Source organism: Geodermatophilus normandii, assembly GCF_003182485.1.
Taxonomy (GTDB): Bacteria; Actinomycetota; Actinomycetes; order Mycobacteriales; family Geodermatophilaceae; genus Geodermatophilus; species Geodermatophilus normandii.
In genome coordinates, this window is record NZ_QGTX01000001.1 from 2,258,814 (window position 1) to 2,280,085 (window position 21,272).

At 74.4% G+C, this 21,272-nt stretch carries 22 protein-coding genes and 1 tRNA gene; 19 read left to right on the forward strand and 4 right to left on the reverse strand.

Features of this window, described 5'->3' with window-relative positions:
* Window positions 1-57: 57 nt before the first annotated feature.
* The 4 genes from JD79_RS22625 to JD79_RS11170 all read right to left on the reverse strand — a co-directional run bounded on the left by JD79_RS22625 (window position 58) and on the right by JD79_RS11170 (window position 2,507).
* The gene (locus tag JD79_RS22625) at window positions 58-231 is read right to left on the reverse strand and encodes a hypothetical protein (protein ID WP_170149178.1); all 174 of its coding nucleotides are present in this window, start codon (window positions 229-231) and stop codon (window positions 58-60) included.
* Between the two features lie 548 nt (window positions 232-779).
* Window positions 780-854, reverse strand: a tRNA-Arg gene (locus JD79_RS11160).
* 62 nt (window positions 855-916) lie between these two features.
* Window positions 917-1,612 (reverse strand): DUF305 domain-containing protein, encoded by a 696-nt coding sequence (locus JD79_RS11165; protein ID WP_110005559.1) that lies wholly within the window; start codon window positions 1,610-1,612, stop codon window positions 917-919.
* Window positions 1,613-1,619: 7 nt separating this feature from the next.
* Window positions 1,620-2,507, reverse strand: coding sequence for a thioredoxin-like domain-containing protein (locus JD79_RS11170; RefSeq protein WP_110005560.1), 888 nt, complete (start codon window positions 2,505-2,507; stop codon window positions 1,620-1,622).
* 181 nt (window positions 2,508-2,688) lie between these two features.
* On the opposite strand from JD79_RS11170, the gene argS reads away from it, so the two are divergent.
* The 19 genes from argS (at window position 2,689) to atpA (ending at window position 21,272) form a co-directional block, all read left to right on the forward strand.
* The gene (gene argS, locus JD79_RS11175; protein ID WP_110005561.1) at window positions 2,689-4,350 is read left to right on the forward strand and encodes an arginine--tRNA ligase; all 1,662 of its coding nucleotides are present in this window, start codon (window positions 2,689-2,691) and stop codon (window positions 4,348-4,350) included.
* Window positions 4,347-5,837 (forward strand): diaminopimelate decarboxylase, encoded by a 1,491-nt coding sequence (gene lysA, locus JD79_RS11180; RefSeq protein WP_110005562.1) that lies wholly within the window; start codon window positions 4,347-4,349, stop codon window positions 5,835-5,837. Before argS ends, lysA begins: the two co-directional genes overlap by 4 nt.
* On the forward strand, window positions 5,834-7,126 hold the full coding sequence (locus JD79_RS11185; RefSeq protein ID WP_110005563.1) for a homoserine dehydrogenase: 1,293 nt from the start codon (window positions 5,834-5,836) through the stop codon (window positions 7,124-7,126). The genes lysA and JD79_RS11185 overlap by 4 nt, the downstream gene beginning before the upstream one ends.
* Entirely contained in the window at window positions 7,123-8,202 is a 1,080-nt protein-coding gene (gene thrC, locus JD79_RS11190; protein ID WP_110005564.1) for a threonine synthase, read from the forward strand. Before JD79_RS11185 ends, thrC begins: the two co-directional genes overlap by 4 nt.
* An 18-nt stretch (window positions 8,203-8,220) precedes the next feature.
* Window positions 8,221-9,135 carry a homoserine kinase gene (gene thrB, locus JD79_RS11195; RefSeq protein ID WP_245900019.1) on the forward strand — a complete coding sequence of 305 codons (915 nt, stop codon included), beginning with the start codon at window positions 8,221-8,223 and terminating at the stop codon, window positions 9,133-9,135.
* A 244-nt stretch (window positions 9,136-9,379) separates the two neighbouring features.
* Window positions 9,380-10,048 (forward strand): Rho termination factor N-terminal domain-containing protein, encoded by a 669-nt coding sequence (locus JD79_RS23745; protein ID WP_245900020.1) that lies wholly within the window; start codon window positions 9,380-9,382, stop codon window positions 10,046-10,048.
* A 412-nt stretch (window positions 10,049-10,460) separates the two neighbouring features.
* A complete protein-coding gene (rho, locus tag JD79_RS23750; RefSeq protein WP_245900021.1) occupies window positions 10,461-11,588 on the forward strand; it encodes a transcription termination factor Rho in 1,128 nt (375 codons plus the stop codon).
* A 135-nt stretch (window positions 11,589-11,723) separates the two neighbouring features.
* Entirely contained in the window at window positions 11,724-11,948 is a 225-nt protein-coding gene (gene rpmE / locus JD79_RS11205) for a 50S ribosomal protein L31 (protein WP_110005566.1), read from the forward strand.
* Between the two features lie 109 nt (window positions 11,949-12,057).
* Window positions 12,058-13,134, forward strand: coding sequence for a peptide chain release factor 1 (prfA, locus tag JD79_RS11210; RefSeq protein WP_110005567.1), 1,077 nt, complete (start codon window positions 12,058-12,060; stop codon window positions 13,132-13,134).
* 11 nt (window positions 13,135-13,145) lie between these two features.
* On the forward strand, window positions 13,146-13,994 hold the full coding sequence (prmC, locus tag JD79_RS11215) for a peptide chain release factor N(5)-glutamine methyltransferase (protein ID WP_281270348.1): 849 nt from the start codon (window positions 13,146-13,148) through the stop codon (window positions 13,992-13,994).
* A 6-nt stretch (window positions 13,995-14,000) separates the two neighbouring features.
* The gene (locus JD79_RS11220; protein ID WP_110005569.1) at window positions 14,001-14,642 is read left to right on the forward strand and encodes an L-threonylcarbamoyladenylate synthase; all 642 of its coding nucleotides are present in this window, start codon (window positions 14,001-14,003) and stop codon (window positions 14,640-14,642) included.
* 161 nt (window positions 14,643-14,803) lie between these two features.
* Window positions 14,804-16,186, forward strand: a complete 1,383-nt coding sequence (locus JD79_RS11225) for a glycosyltransferase family 4 protein (protein ID WP_245900022.1) — start codon at window positions 14,804-14,806, stop codon at window positions 16,184-16,186.
* On the forward strand, window positions 16,183-16,659 hold the full coding sequence (locus JD79_RS11230; RefSeq protein ID WP_110005570.1) for a Cg1360 family ATP-synthase-associated protein: 477 nt from the start codon (window positions 16,183-16,185) through the stop codon (window positions 16,657-16,659). The genes JD79_RS11225 and JD79_RS11230 overlap by 4 nt, the downstream gene beginning before the upstream one ends.
* 13 nt (window positions 16,660-16,672) lie before the next feature.
* Window positions 16,673-16,999: an AtpZ/AtpI family protein gene (locus tag JD79_RS11235; RefSeq protein ID WP_110005571.1), complete on the forward strand. Its 327-nt coding sequence runs from the start codon at window positions 16,673-16,675 to the stop codon at window positions 16,997-16,999.
* Window positions 16,996-17,826 carry a F0F1 ATP synthase subunit A gene (gene atpB / locus JD79_RS11240; RefSeq protein WP_110005572.1) on the forward strand — a complete coding sequence of 277 codons (831 nt, stop codon included), beginning with the start codon at window positions 16,996-16,998 and terminating at the stop codon, window positions 17,824-17,826. The genes JD79_RS11235 and atpB overlap by 4 nt, the downstream gene beginning before the upstream one ends.
* Before the next feature lie 94 nt (window positions 17,827-17,920).
* Window positions 17,921-18,148: an ATP synthase F0 subunit C gene (atpE, locus tag JD79_RS11245; protein ID WP_110005573.1), complete on the forward strand. Its 228-nt coding sequence runs from the start codon at window positions 17,921-17,923 to the stop codon at window positions 18,146-18,148.
* Window positions 18,149-18,197: 49 nt separating this feature from the next.
* Window positions 18,198-18,782, forward strand: coding sequence for a F0F1 ATP synthase subunit B (locus JD79_RS11250; RefSeq protein WP_211307933.1), 585 nt, complete (start codon window positions 18,198-18,200; stop codon window positions 18,780-18,782).
* Window positions 18,782-19,600 (forward strand): F0F1 ATP synthase subunit delta, encoded by an 819-nt coding sequence (locus JD79_RS11255; protein ID WP_110005574.1) that lies wholly within the window; start codon window positions 18,782-18,784, stop codon window positions 19,598-19,600. Before JD79_RS11250 ends, JD79_RS11255 begins: the two co-directional genes overlap by 1 nt.
* Window positions 19,601-19,655: 55 nt before the next feature.
* Window positions 19,656-21,272 (forward strand): F0F1 ATP synthase subunit alpha, encoded by a 1,617-nt coding sequence (gene atpA / locus JD79_RS11260; RefSeq protein WP_110005575.1) that lies wholly within the window; start codon window positions 19,656-19,658, stop codon window positions 21,270-21,272.

Genomic DNA, 21,272 nt, shown 5'->3' on the forward strand with positions numbered 1-21,272 from the left:
GCCGGAGGGTCTCCGGCGGCTACCGCCCGCACCGGCACCGCTGACCGCGGGCCCGGGTCACCGCTCCCGGGCGCGTCGCAGGGCCCGGGTGCCGAGCACGACCGCGCCGACGGCCAGCAGGACCCCCAGGCCCTGCAGGCCGGGGGAGTCGTCGGCCTCCCCGAGCACGACGCCGGTGATCCCGAGGGCGACGACGACGAGGACCGCGACGGCGACGGCGGCGGCCCTCACGGGGTCTCCTCGGGATGGTCGAGCGGGTCACGAGTCATGCATCGAGTGTCGACCATCATCCATCGACTGTCGATAGGCGCGCCGCGCACGGAGGTCGTCCCGGCAGACCCGCACGGTCGATCCGCGGACCGGGTGTGGACCCCGACCCGTCCGTGGGGCCGGCCGGCTGGGTCCCGCGCGGGCGCCGGACGGCGGAGCGCCCGTGTGCGTCGAGCGCCGCCGAGGGCGTCACCCGGGCAGGACCCACGGAGCGTTCCCGAACGGGGCGCCCGTGCGCTTCCCGCACAGCCGGCAGACCTTGTCGTCCGGACCCAGAGGCTGCTCGCCGTCCGGGTGTCGCTGGACGTAGGCGTGGAACCCGAACCGGCACCGCAGTGGTTTCCGACTCATGTACCGACGCTAGGAGTCGCCGATCCCGCCGGGAAGGGGAGTACGGCCCGGTGTGCCGGACCTGCGCCCCTGGCGCCGGGTGCTGTCGCGGTCGGCGGGTGCACGTGCAGGGAGTGCTGGCCCGCGGGATCCTCGCCGCGCCGACCAGCACTCCCAGGTGGTGCCCCCGGCAGGATTCGAACCTGCGCACCCGCCTCCGGAGGGCGGTGCTCTATCCCCTGAGCTACGGGGGCTCGGGGCAGGGGAGAAGTTACCAGTCCTCCCCGGGCGCCCCGGCGGGCGGGTCGGCTCCGGATCAGGGAGCCGGCAGCGGCGTCCCGCCCCGCGCGGTGAGCATGCCGACCATCGTCGTCACCTCGGCGGTCTGCGTGTCGGCGATGGACGTGGCGAGCGTCCGCACCGCCGACTCGGTGCCGTCGGCCGCCTCGTACCGCGCCATCTCCAGGCCACCCTGGTGGTGGCGGATCATCAGCCGCAGGAACTCGACGTCGAACGCCGTCCCCGTCAGGGAACGGAGGTTCGCCAGCTCCGCCTCGGTGGCCATCCCCGGCATCAGCGCACCGTCGTCACCCGACATCGCGGACGTGTCGTGCCCGCCGTGCCCGCCGCCCATCCACGCCATGTGGTCGCCGCCGGAGCGGGACAGGCCCCACAGGGCCAGCCACCCCTCCATCTGCCCGGCCTGGTTGGTCTGGGTGCTGGAGATGTCGAAGGCCAGCTGCCGGACCTCGGGGTCGGTGCTCCGCTCGAGCGCCAGGTTCGCCATCTCCACGCCCTGCCGGTGGTGCAGCGCCATGTCGCGGGAGAAGCCGGCGTCGACCGAGTCGGCCGTCGGCGTCGCCGCCCGCCCGATGCCCAGCCCCACCGCCAGCCCGCCGCCGAGCACCACCAGCGCGACGGCGATGACGGCGAGCAGCGCGGCCCGCAGGCCGCGCCCGCGCGGGGCGGGCGCCGGGGCCTCCTGCTCCGGGCGGACGGCGGTGGCGGTCATCGCGGGCTCACTCCGTGGGGGTCTCGGTGGAACCGTCGGCGCCCATGGTGGGCGTGGTGGGGGCGTCGGTGGTGGTGGCGCCCGCGCCGCGGCTGCTGTCGCCGACGACGAGCGGGTCGGCCACGAAGGTCGGGTTCTCGCAGCTCGCGCCGATCTCGGGGTAGTGGCCCTCGACCTCGCCGTTGAAGGTCAGGAAGTCGGCGAACTGCTCGATGCGCGGGTCGTCGACGGAGTCGACCTTCAGCTGGTGGTTCCAGGACTGCAGGCTGACGGCGGAGTCCAGGCCGGCGTACGGCGAGAGCAGCCGGCCGGAGACGCCGTCGACCAGCTCGGCGAGCTTCGCGACGTCGTCGCCGGTGACCTCGTCGGGGTCGTAGGCGATCCACACGGCGCCGTGCTCCATCGAGTGGACGGCGTTCTCGTGCCGGACGTCGACGTCGTAGACGGTGCCGGTGCAGTCGGCCCACTCGCCGTCGTGCGGCCCGCCGACCGGGGGCGACTGCTCGTACTCGACCGGGGTGGCCACGTGCTCCTGCCCGGCGGCGTAGTCGAAGCTCTGGATGCCCGAGATCTCGTCGAGGGCGTCGACCCGCTCGGCGTCGGCCGCCCGCACCTGCACCACGGCGTAGGTGATGGCCGCGGCGGCGAACACCACGACGGCGACGGCGGCGGCGATCAGCCCCCACGGCCGCGACTGGGTGACCACCTGCGTCGGCGGGCGGGTGCGGCCGCGGCCGCCGTTGCGCGGAGCCGGGCCACGGCCCGGCGCCGCGCCCCTCGGCGACGCGCCCTTCGACGCCGCCCCCTTCGTCGTCGACACCGGACGTGCGCCGGAACCGGACCGGCTCGACCCGCCCCCGGCGCGGCCGGCATCGGGCTTGCGGTCCTTGGCCACGTGCTTCTCCTCAGTGCTCGTCGAGTGGTGCGTCCGCCGGTCGTGGCGCAGCATGGGTGCGCGCCGGCGCGGCAGGGCTCGCGCCTGCCCCCGCCCGCGAGTCTAGGTCGCCTGCCTGTGCGTCCCCTGGCAAGCGGGGACGGCGGGGAACCGGGTCGCACCCGCTGCGTACGATCACGCGGTGACACCCGAGCAGTTGCGCGACCTCGTCCGGACCGCGGTCGCGGCGGTCGTCGAGCGCGGCACGCTCGCCGTCGCCGTCCCCGACGACGTCCTCGTCGAGCGTCCGAAGAACCCCGAGCACGGCGACTACGCCACCAACGTCGCGCTGCGCCTGGCCAAGCCGGCCGGCATGCCGCCGCGCGCCGTCGCCGACCTGCTGGCCGAGGAGCTGCGGGCGCAGCCGGGCGTGGCGCGGGTCGACGTCGCCGGTCCCGGCTTCCTCAACGTGACCCTCGCCCAGGGCGCGCTCGGGCAGATCGCCGTCCGGGCGGTGACCGCGGGCGAGGGCTACGGCCGCACCGACACCCTGGCCGGGCAGCGCCTCAACCTCGAGTTCGTCTCGGCCAACCCGACCGGCCCGGTGCACATCGGGGGCAGCCGCTGGGCCGCCGTCGGCGACGCGATCGGCCGGCTGCTGCAGGCCGGCGGCGCCGAGGTGACCCGCGAGTACTACATCAACGACGCGGGCGCGCAGATCGACCGGTTCGCCCGCAGCCTCCAGGCCGCCGCGAAGGGCGAGCCGGTGCCCGAGGACGGCTATGGCGGTGCCTACATCGCCGACATCGCCGCGTCCGTCGTGGCGGCCGTGCCCGACGTCCTCGGGCGGGACGACGAAGCCCAGGTGCAGGCCTTCCGGGACACCGGCGTCGCGCTGATGCTCGACGAGATCCGCTCGTCGATGGAGGGCTTCGGCGTCGACTTCGACGTCTGGTTCAGCGAGAAGTCGCTCTACGACACGGGCGCGGTGGACAAGGCGCTGGCCCGGCTGCGCGAGCAGGGGCACGTCTACGAGGCCGACGGCGCGGTGTGGCTGCGCACCACCGACTTCGGCGACGACAAGGACCGCGTGCTGGTCAAGGCCGACGGCGAGACGACCTACTTCGCCTCCGACTGCGCCTACTACCTCGACAAGCGGGCGCGCGGCTTCGACCGGGTCGTGATCATGCTCGGCGCCGACCACTCCGGTTACGTCGGCCGCTACAAGGCGCTGGTGGCCGCCACCGGCGACGACCCCGACACCAACCTCGAGATCCTCGTCGGCCAGCTGGTCAACCTGCTGCGTGACGGCGAGCCGGTCCGGATGAGCAAGCGGGCGGGCACGATCGTGCTGCTGTCCGACCTCACCGACGCGATCGGGGTCGACGCGGCCCGGTACGCCCTCGCACGGGCGTCGGTGGACCAGACGATCGACATCGACGTCGAGCTGTGGAGCCGGAAGACCAACGACAACCCGGTCTTCTACGTCCAGTACGCGCACGCCCGGATCTCCTCCGTGCTGCGCAACGCCGCCGACCTCGGGCTGGCGCTCGGCGAGGCGGGCGACGTCGACGCCAGGCTGCTCGTCCACGACCGCGAGAACGACCTGCTCCGGGCGCTCGGCGAGTTCCCGCGGGTGGTGACCTCGGCCGCCGAGCTGCGGGCGCCGCACCGGGTGGCCCGCTACCTCGAGGAGCTGGCCGGCACCTACCACCGCTTCTACGACGCCTGCCGGGTGCTGCCGCGCGGCGACGAGGAGGCGACCCCGCTGACCACCGCCCGGCTGTGGCTGTGCGCGGCCACCGCGGTGGTGCTGCGCAACGGCCTGGGCGTGCTCGGTGTCTCCGCGCCGGAGCGGATGTGAGGGCGCACCCGGCGGGGCCGCTGCACGGCGCGTTCGCCCCGCCGCCGTCGGCCGGCATGCCGCCGGCCGACCTCGGCGCCCTCGACCCGCAGGTCTGGCCGCGCTCGGCCCGCCGCGTCGACGGCGAGCTGCACCTGGGCGGCAAGCCGGTCACCGAGCTGGCCCGCGCGCACGGCACCCCGCTGTTCGTGCTCGACGAGGGCGACTTCCGCGGCCGCGCGGCCGACTTCGCCACCGCCTTCACCGGCGCCGACGTGCACTACGCCTCCAAGGCGTTCCTCTGCGGCCAGGTGGCCCGCTGGATCGCCGACGACGGCCTGCACCTGGACGCCTGCAGCGGCAACGAGCTCGCCGTCGCGCTGACCGCGGGCTTCCCCGCCGAGCGGATCGCGCTGCACGGCAACAACAAGTCGCTGGTGGAGCTGCAGCTGGCCGTCGACGCCGGCATCGGCCACGTCGTCGTGGACTCCTTCGACGAGATCGACCGGCTGGTGCCGCTGGCCCTGGCGCGGATGGAGGCCGGGGGCAGCCCGGTCCCGGTGCTGATCCGCACCACGGTCGGCATCGAGGCGCACACCCACGAGTTCATCGCCACCGCGCACGAGGACCAGAAGTTCGGCTTCTCGCTGGCCACCGGCGACGCGCTGACCGCCGCCGTCCGGGTCATCCGCGAGCCGTCGCTGCACCTGGCCGGGCTGCACAGCCACATCGGCTCGCAGATCTTCGACACGGCCGGTTTCGAGGCCGCCGCCCACCGGGTGGTCGGCCTCCTCGGCCAGGTGCACCAGGCCACCGGCGAGGTGCTCGAGGAGCTCAACCTCGGCGGCGGCTTCGGCATCGCCTACCTCCCCGACGACGACCCGGTGACCCCCGACGACGTCGCCCGGCGGCTGCGCGCCGTCGTCGCCATGGAGTGCGCCGCGCTCGACCTGCCGGTCCCGCGGCTGGCGATCGAGCCCGGCCGCGCCATCGCCGGGCCCGGCACGGTCACCCTCTACGAGATCGGCACGATCAAGCCGGTCCGGCTCGGCAGCGGCGGGCAGGGCGCGCCGCAGGTGCGCAACTACGTCTCCGTCGACGGGGGGATGAGCGACAACATCCGCACCGCCCTCTACGACGCCGACTACACCTGCGTGCTGGCCAACCGCACCTCCGACGCCCCGCCGGCGCTGTGCCGCGTCGTCGGCAAGCACTGCGAGAGCGGTGACGTGCTGGTCCGCGACCTGTGGCTGCCCTCGGACGTGCAGCCCGGCGACCTGCTCGCCGTCGCCGCCACCGGCGCCTACTGCTGGTCGATGGCCAGCAACTACAACTACCTGCTCAAGCCGCCGGTGGTGGCCGTGCGGGACGGCGTCGCCACCGAGATCGTGCGGCGTCAGACACTGTCGGACGTGTTCGCACTCGACGCGGTCCTCGCCGGCCGCCCGGCGCCGTCCCCGGCGATCGACCAGCCCGCGCCCGAGCACCCCGTGGGAGCGCGGTCGTGACCGCCCCGCTGCGCGTCGCGCTGCTCGGCTGCGGCACCGTCGGCGGCGCCGTGCTCCGCCTGCTCGACGAGCAGGCCGCCGACCTCGCCGCGCGCATCGGCCGCCCGGTGCAGGTCGCCGGGGTCGCCGTCCGCCGGCCCGACCGGCACCCGGAGGTCCCCGCGGACCTGCTCACCACCGATGCGGTGGGCCTGGTCACCCGCGACGACGTCGACCTGGTCGTCGAGGTCATCGGCGGGATCGAGCCGGCCCGCTCGCTGATCCTGGCGGCGGTCGAGGCCGGGAAGTCCGTGGTCAGCGCCAACAAGGCCCTGCTCGCCGAGGACGGCGTCGCGCTGCACGCCGCGGCCGCCAAGGCCGGCGTCGACCTGTACTACGAGGCGTCGGTGGCCGGCGCGATCCCGCTGCTGCGGCCGCTGCGCGAGTCGCTGGCCGGCGACCAGATCCGCCGCGTCGTCGGCATCGTCAACGGCACCACCAACTACATCCTGTCGCGCATGGCCGAGACCGGCGCCGGGTTCAGCGAGGCGCTGGCCGAGGCCACCGAGCTCGGCTACGCGGAGGCCGACCCGACCGCCGACGTCGACGGGTTCGACGCCGCCGCCAAGGCCGCCATCCTCGCGTCGCTGTCCTTCCACACCGCGGTCACCGCCGCCGACGTGCACCGCGAGGGCATCTCCGCCGTCAGCGCCACCGACGTCGCCCGCGCCGCGGAGATCGGCTGCACGGTCAAGCTGCTGGCCATCTGCGAGCGGGTGCCGGGGGAGGAGGGCGACACCGTCGCCGTCCGCGTGCACCCGGCGATGATCCCGACGTCGCACCCGCTGGCCGCCGTGGGCGGGGCGTTCAACGCCGTCTTCGTCGAGGCCGAGGCCGCCGGGCAGCTGATGTTCTACGGCCAGGGCGCCGGGGGTGAGCCCACCGCCAGCGCCGTCCTCGGCGACCTCGTCGCCGTCGCGCGCAACCGGGTGGCCGGTGCCGCCGGTGCCGGGCCCACCGCCTACGCCGAGCTGCCGGCCCGGCCGATCGCCGAGACGCCGACGCGGTACCACGTCAGCCTCGACGTCGCCGACGTCCCGGGCGTGCTCGCGACGGTGGCCACCGCCTTCGCCGAGCACGGGGTGAGCATCGCCACCGTGCGCCAGGACGGCCACGGCGACGCCGCCACGCTGGTCATCGTCACGCACAGCGCCCCCGACGCCGCGCTGTCGTCGACGATCGCCGCGCTGCGGGAGGTCCCCGCCGTCCGCGGGGTCACGAGCGTGCTGAGGGTGGAGGGTCTGTCATGACCGGAACGCTGCGCGGTGCCGTCTCGCCGTTCTGGCCGGGGCTGATCGAGGCCTACCGGTCGCGGCTGCCGGTCACCGACTCGACGCCGGTGGTGACCCTGCACGAGGGCGCCACGCCGCTGGTGCCGGCCGTCGAGCTGTCGCGGCGCACCGGCTGCGAGGTCTTCCTCAAGGTCGAGGGCGCCAACCCGACCGGGTCGTTCAAGGACCGCGGCATGACGATGGCCATCACCAAGGCCGTCGAGGAGGGCGCGCGGGCGGTCATCTGCGCGTCCACCGGCAACACCAGCGCCAGCGCCGCCGCCTACGCCGCGCGCGCCGGGATCGTCTGTGCCGTCCTCGTGCCCACGGGCAAGATCGCGCTGGGCAAGCTCGCGCAGGCGCTCGTGCACGGCGCGAAGCTGCTGCAGGTCGAGGGCAACTTCGACGACTGCCTCGCGCTGGCCAGCAAGCTGTCCATCGACTACCCGGTCAGCCTGGTCAACAGCGTCAACCAGTACCGCATCGAGGGGCAGAAGACCGCCTCCTTCGAGATCGTCGACGTCCTCGGCGACGCCCCCGACGTGCACTGCCTGCCGGTCGGCAACGCCGGCAACATCACCGCCTACTGGCAGGGCTACCGCGAGTACTCCGACGACGGCCCCGCCACGAGGCGGCCGCGGATGTGGGGCTTCCAGGCCGCCGGTGCCGCGCCGATCGTCACGGGCAAGGTGGTCGAGCAGCCGAGCACCATCGCCACGGCCATCCGCATCGGCAACCCGGCGTCGTGGACCAAGGCGCTGACCGCCCGCGACGACTCCGGCGGCCGCATCGACGCCGTCACCGACCGGGAGATCCTGTCGGCCTACCGGCTGCTGGCCCGCAGCGAGGCCGTCTTCGTCGAGCCGGCGTCGGCCGCCTCGGTCGCCGGGCTGCTCAAGGTGGCCGCGGCCGGCGAGCTCGAGCCGGGGCAGCGCGTCGTGTGCACCGTGACCGGCAACGGGCTCAAGGACCCCGACTGGGCCATCTCCGGTGCGCCCGCGCCGGTCACGATCCCCGTCGACGCCGCCGCGGCCGCCGCGCAGCTGGGTCTCTGAGTGGAGGAGTACGCGGCCGTGCGGGTCCGCGTGCCCGCGACCAGTGCCAACCTCGGCCCCGCCTTCGACTGCGCCGGCCTCGCGCTGACGCTGCACGACGTCGTCGAGTTCGCCGTCCGCGACGGCGGCCTCACCGTGGACGTGAGCGGCGTCGGGGCGGGGGAGCTGCCCACCGACGAGTCGCACCTGGTCGTGCGCGCCTTCCGCGCCGCGTGCGAGCAGCTCGGGTGGAGCCCGCCCGGGCTGTGCGTGCGCGCCGTGAACGCCATCCCGCAGGGGCGGGGGATGGGGTCCTCGGCCGCCGCCGTCGTCGCCGGCGTGGTGGGTGCCTGGGCGCTGTGCCCTGGAGTCGAGGCGGTCGACCGCGACGCGGTCCTGCGGCTGGTCAGCGAACTCGAGGGCCACCCCGACAACGTGGCCGCCTGCCTCCTCGGCGGCGCGACGCTGTCGTGGACGACGCCGGAGGGTGCGCGGGCCGACCGGCTGCCGGTCAGCGACGAGGTGGTGCCGGTCGTGCTCGTCCCGGAGGCGACGCTGTCGACCCACCTGGCGCGCACGCTGCTGCCCGCCGACGTGCCGCACGCGGACGCCGCCTTCAACGCCGCCCGCGCGGCCCTGCTGGTGCACGCCCTCGTCGCCGAGCCGTCGCAGTTGCTCGAGGCCACCGAGGACCGGCTGCACCAGCGGCAGCGCGGGGACGCCATGCCGGGGACGATCGCGCTCGTCGACCGGCTGCGCGCCGCGGGTCACGCCGCGGTGGTGTCCGGCGCCGGGCCGAGCGTCCTGGTGCTCGCGCAGCGGGTCTCGGGCGGTCCCGACCCCGTGCGGCAGGTGACCGACCTCACCCCGGAGGGGTGGCGCGTGTACCCCCTGGAGGTGGACTCGGGCGGCGCCCGGGTGACCCGTGTGGCGCCTGGGGTATCGTCTTCGTAACGAGGAACACTCCGCTGGTCAGCGGTGTTGTCCCGGCTGAGTGGTGGATCTAGTCTTCGGGCGTAGCCGCCTCTCGGGCGAGCCTCGCGCGGGGCGTTGCAGACGACCTCTCCTGTCGACGCAGATCCCGCTCCGCACCCACTCGATCCGTTGCTTCCCTCTGTCCCAACCCGCAGGACGGGGGCCGGCGCCGGGTCACCCCCTGCGCCGGTAGGCGCAGGTCACCGCAGGGAAGGACCTGTACGTGAGCGAAACCACCGACCTCGCGACCGCCGGCGCCCCCGAGGGCGCCGCGGGCGAGGCCCCCGCTGCCGCCGGCACGGCGGGCCGGTCCCGCCGCCGCGGCAGCGGGCTGGCCGGCATGCTGCTCCCCGAGCTGCAGCGGCTGGCGGCCGAGCTGGGCATCCCCGGTACCGGCCGCATGCGCAAGGGCGACCTCGTCGCCGCCATCTCCGCCCGTCAGGTCGGCAGCGGCGCCCCGGGCAACGGTGTCCCGGCGCCCAGCGCCCCGGCCGACGCGGCGCCTGCTGCCACCGAGCCGCCCGCTGCCGAGCCGCGCGCTGCCGAGGCGCCCGCCGCCCCCGAGGCGCGCGGCGTCGCCGCGACCGCCGCGCCGCTCGAGGCCCCGATCAGCGGGGGCGCCAACGGCGGTCCGCTGACCGCCACCCCGGACGCCGGCACCGCCCCGTCCCCGACGCCCCGCCGAGGGCGCGCCGCGCCGTCGCCGGGCGGCCAGCCGCCCCGCCGGCGCCCCGTCGGACGCGCGGGTCGCCGACACGCCGTCCGCCGACACGCCGGCTGCCGCCGAGGCGCCGTCCGCCGTCGCGGACGCGCCGTCCGCCCCGCCCGCGGAGCGGACCGAGGGCGACCGCCCCGCCGGGGAGCGCACCGACGGCGAGCGCGCCGAGGGTGAGCGCGCCGAGGGTGAGCGCCCGGCCCGCAACCGGGACCGCAACCGCAACCGCGACGGCCGCGACGGCAACCGGGACGGCGGCGAGCGCGCCGAGCGTGCCCCCCGCGATGGTGAGCGCGGCCAGCGCGACGGCCAGCGCGACGGCCGCGGCCCCGACCGCGGGGACCGCAGCGAGCGCGCCGGCCGGCCGGACCGCACCGAGCGGCCCGACACGCGGCCCGACACCCGGTCCGATGCCCGTCCGGACACGCGCCCCGACACCCGCGGCGACGCCCGCAACGACGAGGACGACGACGACTTCGAGGGCGGCCGCGGCCGCCGCGGGCGCCGGTACCGCGACCGCAACCGCCGCAACGGGCGCGAGCGCTTCGACCAGCCCACCGAGCCCACCGTCAGCGAGGACGACGTCCTGTTGCCGGTCGCCGGCATCATCGACGTCCTGGACAACTACGCGTTCGTCCGGACCTCGGGTTACCTGACCGGCCCCAACGACGTCTACGTCTCGCTGTCGCAGGTGCGCCGGCACGGTCTGCGCCGCGGTGACGCCATCACCGGCGCCGTCCGCCAGCCGCGCGAGGGCGAGCGCAAGGACAAGTACAACGCGCTGGTCCGGCTCGACTCGGTCAACGGCCTGGACCCCGAGCAGGCGCGCAACCGCCCGGAGTTCACCAAGCTGACGCCGCTCTACCCGCAGGAGCGCCTGCGGCTGGAGACCGACGCGCACCAGCTGACCACCCGGGTCATCGACCTGGTCATGCCGATCGGCAAGGGACAGCGCGCCCTCATCGTGTCGCCGCCCAAGGCCGGCAAGACGATGGTGCTGCAGGCGATCGCCAACGCGATCACCACGAACAACCCCGAGTGCCACCTCATGGTCGTCCTCGTCGACGAGCGGCCCGAGGAGGTCACCGACATGCAGCGCTCGGTGAAGGGCGAGGTCATCGCCTCGACCTTCGACCGGCCGCCGTCGGACCACACCACGGTCGCGGAGCTGTCGATCGAGCGCGCCAAGCGCCTGGTCGAGATGGGCCACGACGTCGTCGTCCTGCTGGACTCGATCACCCGCCTCGGCCGGGCGTACAACCTGGCCGCCCCGGCCAGCGGGCGCATCCTGTCCGGCGGTGTCGACTCCACGGCGCTCTACCCGCCCAAGCGCTTCCTCGGCGCCGCCCGCAACATCGAGAACGGCGGCTCGCTGACCATCCTGGCCTCGGCGCTGGTCGAGACCGGCTCGACGATGGACACGGTCATCTTCGAGGAGTTCAAGGGCACGGGTAACGCGGAGATCAAGCTCGACCGCCGGCTGGCGGACAAGCGGGTCTTCCCGGCCGTCGACGTCAACGCGTCGGGCACCCGCAAGGAGGAGATCCTCCTCGCGCCCGACGAGCTGGCCATCGTCATCAAGCTGCGCCGGGTGCTCTCCGCGCTCGAGCCGCAGCAGGCCCTGGAGCTGCTGCTCGACAAGCTGCGCAAGACGCGCAACAACATCGAGTTCCTCATGCAGATCCAGAAGACCACGCTCGGCCCCGAGCGCGACTAGCGCACCGCCGCTCCGCGGGGCTCCGCCGTCAGGGATACTGGTCGGCCGAGCCCCGCGCTGGCGGCCGGAATGACCGGCCGGCCGCCGGCGTTCAGCCAGACAGCACCGAGACGTCCCCGGAAGAGGCCCCGCATCATGAAGCCCGGTATCCACCCCGAGTACCACACCACCACGGTCACCTGTGGGTGTGGGAACACCTTCACCACCCGCAGCACCGCGCCCAGCGGCCAGCTCACCGTCGAGACCTGCTCGGCCTGCCACCCCTTCTACACCGGCAAGCAGCGCATCCTCGACACCGGTGGCCGCGTGGCCCGCTTCGAGAAGCGGTTCGGCAAGCGCGGCGCGACCGCCGCCAAGTAGCACCCCCGACGGCGCCCGTCCCACCTCGCGTGGGACGGGCGCCGTCGTCGTGTCCGGACCCACCCCCGGCAGGAACGGCCGTTCCTGCCGCTCGCGCCAGGAGACAGCGATGACGAGCAGCGACACCGCGCCCGACCGGCTGAGCGGGCTGCTCGAGGAGCACGCCGCGCTCGAGACCGAGCTGGCCGACCCCGCGGTGCACACCGACACCGCCCGCGCCCGCCGGCTGGGCCGCCGCTACGCCCAGCTCGCGCCGGTCGTCGAGACCGCCCGCGCCCTCGACGCCGCCCGGGACGACCTCACGGCCGCCCGCGAGCTCGCCGCCGAGGACCCGTCCTTCGCCGAGGAGGCGCGCGGCCTCGAGACGCAGATCGACGAGCTCACCGACCGGCTGCGCGAGCAACTGCTGCCCAAGGACCCCGACGACGACAAGGACGTCATCCTCGAGATCAAGGCGGGGGAGGGCGGCGCGGAGTCGGCGCTGTTCGCCGGCGACCTGCTGCGCATGTACCTGCGCTACGCCGAGCGCCGCGGCTGGGCGACCGAGGTGCTCGACGCCGTCCCGGCGGAACTGGGCGGCTACAAGGACGTCGCGATCGCGGTGAAGTCGCGCACCGACGAGGGCATCTGGTCGCGGCTGAAGTTCGAGGGCGGCGTGCACCGCGTGCAGCGGGTGCCGGTCACCGAGTCGCAGGGCCGCATCCACACCTCCGCCGTCGGCGTCCTGGTGCTGCCCGAGGCCGAGGACGTCGACGTCACCGTCGACCCGAACGACCTGCGCATCGACGTCTTCCGCTCCAGCGGCCCGGGCGGGCAGAGCGTGAACACCACCGACTCCGCCGTCCGGATCACCCACCTGCCCACCGGCATCGTGGTCAGCTCGCAGAACGAGAAGAGCCAGCTGCAGAACCGCGAGTCGGCGCTGCGCGTGCTGCGCTCCCGGCTGCTGGCCGCCGCCCGCGAGGAGGCCGCGGCCACCGCCAGCGACCAGCGGCGCAGCCAGGTCCGCACCGTCGACCGCAGCGAGCGGGTGCGCACCTACAACTTCCCGGAGAGCCGCATCTCCGACCACCGGGTCGGCTTCAAGGCGCACAACCTCGACCAGGTCCTCGACGGCGAGCTCGACCCGGTCATCGACGCGCTCACCCGCGCGCACACCGCCGAGCTGCTGGCGGCCGGCTCCTGAACCCCCGCACGCTGCTCGCCGACGGCGCCCGCCGCCTGGCCGGCGCCGGCGTCGAGTCACCGCGCGTCGACGCCGAGCTGCTGCTCGCCCACGTGCTCGGGGTCCCGCGCGCGGCCCTGCTCACCCGCGACGACGTCGACGACGCGGCCGCCGCCCGCTTCGCCGCGCTGCTCGACCAGCGCGCCGGACGGGTCCCGCTGCAGCACCTCACCGGCCGGGCGCCGTTCCGTCACCTCGAGCTCGCCGTCGGCCCGGGCGTGTTCGTGCCGCGGCCGGAGACCGAGCAGCTCGTCGAGTGGGCGCTGGCGCGGCTCGCCGGCGTCGACGCGCCGGTCGTCGTCGACCTGGGCGCGGGGTCGGGCGCGATCGCGCTGTCACTCGCCCACGAGCACCCCGGCGCGCGGGTCACCGCCGTCGAGCGCGACCCGCAGGCCCTCGAGTGGACGCGGCACAACGCCGCCCTGCGCGCGGCCGCCGGCGACCGCCCGGTGACGGTGCTCGCCGGGGACATGACCGACCCCGCGCTGCTGCGCGACCTCGACGGCACGGTCGACCTCGTCGTCTCCAACCCGCCCTACGTGCCCGACGGCGCCCGGGTGCCACGGGAGGTCGCCGACCACGACCCGCCGCTCGCGCTGTGGGGCGGCCCCGACGGCCTCGACGTCGTCCGCGGCCTGCTGACGACGGCGGCCCGGCTGCTGCGCCCCGGCGGCGCGCTGGGCATCGAGCACGCCGACCAGCAGGGGAGTGCGCTGCCCGCGCTGGTGCGCGGGACCGGCGAGTTCTCCGACGTCGCCGACCACCCGGACCTCGCCGGGCGCCCCCGCTTCACGACCGCCCGCCGGACCGCGCGAGACTGACCGGCCGTGGCCGACCTCTACGACTGCACCGACCCCGAGCAGCTGGCGGCGGGTCTGGACGCCGCCGCCGCGGCGATCGCCCGCGGCGAGCTGGTGCTCGTCCCCACCGACACCGTCTACGGCGTGGCCGCCGACGCGTTCTCGCCCACGGCGGTCGCCGGGCTGCTGGCGGCGAAGAACCGCGGCCGCGCGATGCCGGTGCCCGTGCTCGTCGGGGAGGCCTCGACGCTGGCCGGCCTGACGATGAGCGTGCCGCGGGTGGCGCAGCGGCTGGCCGAGGCGTTCTGGCCCGGGGGACTCACCCTCGTCATCGAGCACGCGCCGTCGCTGGCCTGGGACCTCGGTGACGCCGAGGGGACCGTCGCCGTCCGCCTCCCCGACGACGACGTCGCCCGCGCCCTGCTGCGCCGCACCGGCCCGCTGGCGGTCAGCAGTGCCAACCGCTCCGGCCGGCCCGCCGCCACCAGCGCGGACGAGGCGACGGCGCAGCTCGGGGAGCACGCCGCGGTGGTCCTCGACGGCGGCCCGCGGGCCGGTTCGACGGCGAGCACGATCGTCGACTGCACCGGCCCGGTGCCGCGGGTGCTGCGGATCGGCGCCGTCCCGGTCGAGCGGCTGCGCGAGGTCGTCCCCGAGACGACCGACTGAAGCGATCACTCGGGTCCCGCTGCCCCGGGGGACTGCGGGATACCGTGGGGGGTGCCGCCAGTCCCGCCCGCCCTGTCGTCTCGCCTCCCGGGAGCACCGCGATGAGCACGCCCGCCGCGCGCCCGGCCGGGACCCGGCGCGGTCCCCACCGGAGCTGAGCCGTGCGCGAGTACGCCGTCGTCCTGCTCACCGCGGGCCTGGTCACCTTCCTGGCCACCCCGGTCGTGCGGATCGCGGCGGTGCGGCTGCGCATGATGGCCGCGCCCCGCGAGCGCGACGTGCACGTCATCCCCACGCCGCGCGGCGGGGGAGTGGCCATGTACCTCGGCGTGGCGGCGGCGGTGATGGTGGCCACCCGGTTGCCGGCCCTGCAGCGCACCTTCGACGACTCGCAGACCGCCGCGGTGCTCGTCGCCGGCGGGCTCATCTGCCTGCTCGGCGTGCTCGACGACAAGTTCGGCCTCGACGCGCTCACCAAGCTCACCGGCCAGATCGCCGCGGCCGGCGTCATGGTGCTGCTCGGCGTCCAGCTGGCGTTCCTCTTCCTGCCGTTCGCCGACATCGGGACCATCTCCTTCGGTCCGGACGTCGGCGTGCCGCTGACCATCCTGCTGACCGTCCTCGTGGTCAACGCGCTCAACTTCATCGACGGCCTCGACGGCCTGGCCGCGGGCGTCTCGGCGATCGCCGCACTGGCGTTCTTCGCCTACAGCTACAACCTCAGCCGCGTCGGCTACGACGAGGTGGCCAGCGCCCCCGCCCTGATCACGGCCGTGCTCGCCGGGGCCTGCCTGGGGTTCCTGCCGCACAACTTCAGCCCGGCGCGGATCTTCATGGGCGACTCCGGGTCGATGCTCGTGGGCCTGATGCTGTCGGCCGCCGCGGTGAGCGCCACCGGCCGCGTCGACGCCCAGTCCTTCGACTCCGCCGCCAGCCTGCTGCCCCTCGCGCTGCCGCTCCTGGTGCCGATCGCGGTGCTCTTCATCCCGTTCGTCGACCTGCTCCTCGCGGTGATCCGGCGGACGCGCCGTGGGCAGTCGCCGTTCTCGCCGGACAAGATGCACCTGCACCACCGGCTGCTGTCCATCGGGCACTCGCACCGCCGGGCGGTGCTGACCATGTACTTCTGGGCGGCTCTCCTGTCCTTCGGCGCGGTGGCCCTCTCGGTCACCGGCGGGACGGTCGAGCTGCTCGTCGTGATCGGGGTGCTGCTCGTCGTGGGTGTCGTCGTCGTCCTGGGCCCGCACGCCCGCCGTGCCGCCCGCGAGGCCCGGGCGGCCGAGATCGCCGCGCAACGCCGGCGCAGCCGGGCCGCCCACCCGACCGCCCGGGCGCACCGCTCGACCAGACACCCGGCGGGCGCCACGTCGTCCACGGGTGCTCCGGCGTCCACGGGTGCTCCGGCGTCCACGGGGGCTCCGGCGTCCACGCCCACCACGGGTGCTCCGGCGTCCACGCTGCCGCCGGCCGCCCCCGTGCCGTCGGCGCCGGCGTCCGGGACCCCCGCCCCGCGCGCGGCCGGCGTCGGCCGGGGACTGCAGTGAGCGCCCCCCGGCCGGCGACGCAGGTCCCCTGGGACCTGTCGTTCCTCAGGGTCGGCGCGCTGGTCACCGCCAGCGTCGCCGTCGTCGCCGCGCTGGTCGCGGGCCTCGTGGCCGGCTGGGCCGACGCCGCGGGCGTCCTGGTCGGAGCCCTCGTGGTGACGGCGTTCTTCGTCGTCTCCGGCGTCGTCATCGCCTGGGCGGGGCGGATCAACGAGACCTTCACGCTGCCGGCGGCGCTGGGCACGTTCTTCGTCAAGGCCGTCGTGCTCTTCGGGATCCTGAACGCCCTGCCGGAGGACGGCTGGCTCGACCGCCTCACGCTGGCCTGGTCGGTGGTCGTCGGCGCCCTGCTGTGGAGCGGCGTCCAGCTGCGGTGGGTGTGGACCCGGCCGCTCTACTACGTGACGCCGCCCGCACCACCCGGTCAGGCGACGGTCCCCCCGGCACCGGGCGGGCCCGCGACACGCGGCTGATAGGGTCCCCGCGATGGCCGAGGACGACCCCACCCGTGGGGAGCCCCGGCCCCGACCTGCGCGACCAGCCTCTCAGGGCAGCGGTGCCGAGACCGGTTACGCCGTCATCGGCACGATGATCTCCGGGATGGCCGTGTGGGGCGGAGCCGGGTGGTTGCTCGACCGGTGGTTGGACACGCGGGTGTTCCTGCCGGTCGGGATCCTCCTGGGCATCTCGGTGGCGATCTACCTGGTCGTCAAACGGTACGGCGGTCTGCCCCCAGCACCGGGGGCACCGGACAACGGCAAGACCCCGGGCGGACGACGGAGCCGGCCCAGGACGCAGAAGGGACAACGGTGACCTCCAGCGCCCTCGCGCTCGTGGACGTGCTCGCCGCCGAGGGCGGTGCTGCCGGAGACGGCTTCCAGGCCCCTGGCCTCGGCGAGTTCTACCCCGAGCCGATCGCCGAGTTCTCCCTGCTGGGCGTCGACTTCGCCATCACCCGCATCACGCTGGGCCTGTGGTTCGCCACGCTCGCGATGCTGGTCTTCATGGTCATGACGGTCCGCAAGCCGCAGATCGTCCCGGGCAAGCTGCAGTTCGTCGGGGAGAGCGGCTACTCGCTGGTCCGCGACGGCATCGCCCGCGACGTCGTCGGGCCCCGGGGCATCCCGTTCGCGCCGTTCCTGGCGTCGCTGTTCTTCTTCATCCTCGCGAACAACTTCATGTCGATCCTGCCGCTGGCGCAGATCTCGCCGATGTCGAAGTTCGCGTTCCCGCTGGTGCTGGCCGCGATCTGCTGGGTGCTCTACATCTACATCGGCATCCGGGAGCAGGGCGCCGGCCGCTACTTCAAGGACATCCTGTTCCTGCCCGGCGTGCCCAAGCCGATGTACATCCTGGTCACGCCCATCGAGATCCTGCAGAACTTCATCGTCCGGCCGTTCACCCTGGCCGTCCGGCTCTTCGCGAACATGTTCGCCGGCCACATGCTGCTGGTGGTCTTCTCGCTCGGCGCGGTGTACCTCTTCAGCCGGGACAACTTCTCGATCATCTTCGGGCCCATCTCGGCGCTCATGGCGATCGTCATGACGTTCTTCGAGCTGCTGGTCATCTTCCTGCAGGCCTACGTCTTCACCGTGCTGATGGGGACCTACCTCAACGGCTCGATCGAGGCCGAGCACTGACGGCCTGACCGTGCACCGCCCGGACCGCACCACCCGCTAGACCCCCGCAAGCCGCCCGGACAACCGGGCGACGACACAGGAGGAACACCCCGTCATGAGTCTTCTGGCTGAGCTGCAGGGCAGCATCGGCTCCGTGGGCTACGGCCTGGCCGCCATCGGCCCGGGCATCGGAGTCGGCATCGTCTGGGCCGCCTACATCCAGGCCACCGCGCGCCAGCCCGAGTCGGCCGGCCTCACCCGGACCTACGCGTTCCTCGGGTTCGCCCTCTCCGAGGCGCTGGCGCTGATCGGCTTCGTCGTCCCCTTCGTCTTCGGCACCTGATCCGGGCCTCCGGCCGCGGGTTCCCGACTGAGACAGGGACACTGAGAGCATGAGAATCCTCGCAGCGGAGGAGGCGCACAACCCGCTCCTCCCGCCCCTCGGCGAGATCATCATCGGGCTGATCGCCTTCGCGATCGTCATGCTGGTCTTCTTCCGGTTCATCGCGCCGCGCTTCGAGCAGGTCTTCCGGGCCCGCCGCGAGGCCATCGAGGGCGGGATCGAGCGGGCGGAGGCCATGCAGGCCGAGGCCAAGGCGGCGCTGGAGCAGTACCGCGCCCAGCTGGCCGAGGCCCGCACCGAGGCCGCGCAGATCCGCGACCAGGCCCGTGCCGAGGGCCAGCAGATCCTCGAGGAGCTGCGGACCCAGGCGCAGGAGGAGTCGGCTCGCATCGTCGCCCGCGGCGAGGAGCAGCTGGCCGCCAACCGGCAGTCGGTCATCAACGAGCTGCGCGGCCAGATCGGCGCGCTCGCCGTCGACCTCGCCGGCCGGGTGGTGGGGGAGTCCCTGGAGGACGAGTCCCGCCGTCGGGGCACCGTCGACCGGTTCCTCGACCAGCTCGACGGGATGGCCGGGGGCGGTGCCTCCGACGGCCGTACCGGCAGCACGGTGTTCGTCCCCGGCGGCGACCGCTGATGGACGCCTCCAGCCGGGCGGCGCTCGCGGCCAGCCGCGAGCGCCTGGCGGAGACCACCAGCGGCGCCGCGGGTCCGGGGCTGCTGGCGCTGGCCGACGAGCTGTTCGCCGTCGCGCGGCTGCTCGACGGGCAGATCTCGCTGCGCCGGGCGTTGTCGGACCCGGCGGGCAAGCCCGCCGACCGGGCCGGCCTCGCCCGCCGCATCCTCGGCACCCGCGTCTCCGCCGCCGCCGTCGACCTCGTCGAGACCGTCGCCCGGCAGCGCTGGTCGCGGCCGCTCGACCTCGTCGAGGCGGTCGAGACGCTCGCCACCGACACCGCACTGGACGCCGCGGAGGCGCGCGGTGAGCTCGAGGGCGTCGAGGACGAGCTGTTCCGCTTCGGCCGGATCGTCGGCGGCGACCCGGAGCTGTCCCGCATCCTCTCCGACGACGCCGCGCCGGCCGAGGGCCGGGCGGCGCTGCTCGACCGGCTGCTGTCGGGCCGGGTCAGCCCCGTCACCGAGCAGCTGGTGCGGAACTCGCTGACCGGCCGGCACGTGGGTAACGCAGAGGTCCGCGTCGAGCGCCTGTCCGAGGCGGCCTCCGCCCGGCGGGGCCGGTCGGTCGCCCACGTGACGACGGCGGTGGCGCTGACCGCGGCGCAGGAGCAGCGGCTGCGCGACGTGCTCGGCCGGATCTACGGGCGGACGATCGGTCTGCAGGTGACCGTCGACCCCGAGGTGCTCGGCGGACTCGTCGTGCGCGTCGGCGACGAGGTCATCGACGGCAGCATCGCCAACCGGCTCGAGGTCGCGGGCCGCCGGCTCGCCGGCTGACGCGACCACCCCCGAACCACAGACTCACCACCCAGCAGGGAAGAGGACGCCCGCCATGGCCGAGCTGACGATCTCCGCAGACGAGATCCGCAGTGCCATCCAGAACTACGTCACCGAGTACTCCCCGGACGTGTCCCGGGAAGAGGTCGGGATCGTCACCGAGGCCGGCGACGGCATCGCCCGGGTCGAGGGCCTGCCCTCGGTCATGACCAACGAGCTGCTCGAGTTCGAGAGCGGCGTCCGCGGCCTGGCCCTGAACCTCGACGTCCGCGAGGTCGGTGTCGTCATCCTCGGTGACTTCGCCGGCATCGAGGAGGGCCAGCAGGTCCGCCGCACCGGGGAGGTCCTGTCGGTCCCGGTCGGTGACGGCTACCTCGGCCGCGTCGTCGACCCGCTGGGCAACCCGATCGACGGTGCCGGCGAGATCGCCACCACCGGCCGTCGGGCGCTGGAGCTGCAGGCGCCCACCGTGGTGCAGCGGCAGTCGGTGCACGAGCCGATGCAGACCGGCATCAAGGCGATCGACGCCATGACCCCGATCGGCCGCGGCCAGCGCCAGCTGGTCATCGGTGACCGGCAGACCGGCAAGACGGCGATCGTCACCGACACGATCATCAACCAGAAGCAGGCCTGGGAGACCGGGGACCCGGCCCAGCAGGTGCGCTGCATCTACGTCGCCGTCGGCCAGAAGGGCTCGACGATCGCGGCGATCCGCGCCGCCCTCGAGGACGCCGGCGCCATGGAGTACACGACGATCGTCGCCGCCCCGGCGTCGGAGTCGGCCGGCTTCAAGTACATCGCCCCCTACACCGGCTCGGCCATCGGCCAGCACTGGATGTACGAGGGCAAGCACGTCCTGATCGTCTTCGACGACCTGTCCAAGCAGGCCGAGGCCTACCGCGCCGTCTCGCTGCTGCTGCGCCGCCCGCCGGGCCGCGAGGCCTACCCCGGCGACGTGTTCTACCTCCACTCCCGCCTGCTGGAGCGCTGCGCCAAGCTCTCCGACGACCTGGGCGCCGGCTCGATGACGGGTCTCCCGCTCATCGAGACCAAGGGCAACGACGTGTCGGCCTACATCCCGACCAACGTCATCTCGATCACCGACGGGCAGATCTTCCTCGAGACCGGTCTGTTCAACTCCGGTGTCCGCCCCGCCATCAACGTCGGCATCTCGGTGTCCCGGGTGGGTGGCTCGGCGCAGATCAAGGCCATGAAGTCGGTGGCCGGCCGGCTGCGGCTGGACCTGGCCCAGTACCGCGAGCTGGAGGCCTTCGCCTCCTTCTCGTCGGACCTCGACGCCTCCAGCCGCGCCACCCTCGACCGCGGCCAGCGCCTCGTCGAGCTGCTCAAGCAGGGGCAGTACCAGCCCTACCCGGTCGAGCGCGAGGTCGTCTCGCTGTGGCTGGGCACCACCGGCAAGCTCGACCGCGTGCCGGTCGGTGACGTGCGGCGCTTCGAGTCGGAGTTCCTCGACCACATCGCGCGGGCCGAGCCCGGCGTCTACGACGAGATCCGCACCTCGCGGACCCTCGGGGACGACGCGGTCAGCAGCCTCGAGCGGGCCGTCGAGGGCTTCTACCGCTCGTTCACTCCCACGGACGGCAGCTCGCTGACCGACGACGACGAGGCGGGCGCCACCGCCCAGGGCGTCTCGACGACGAAGAGCGCCTGA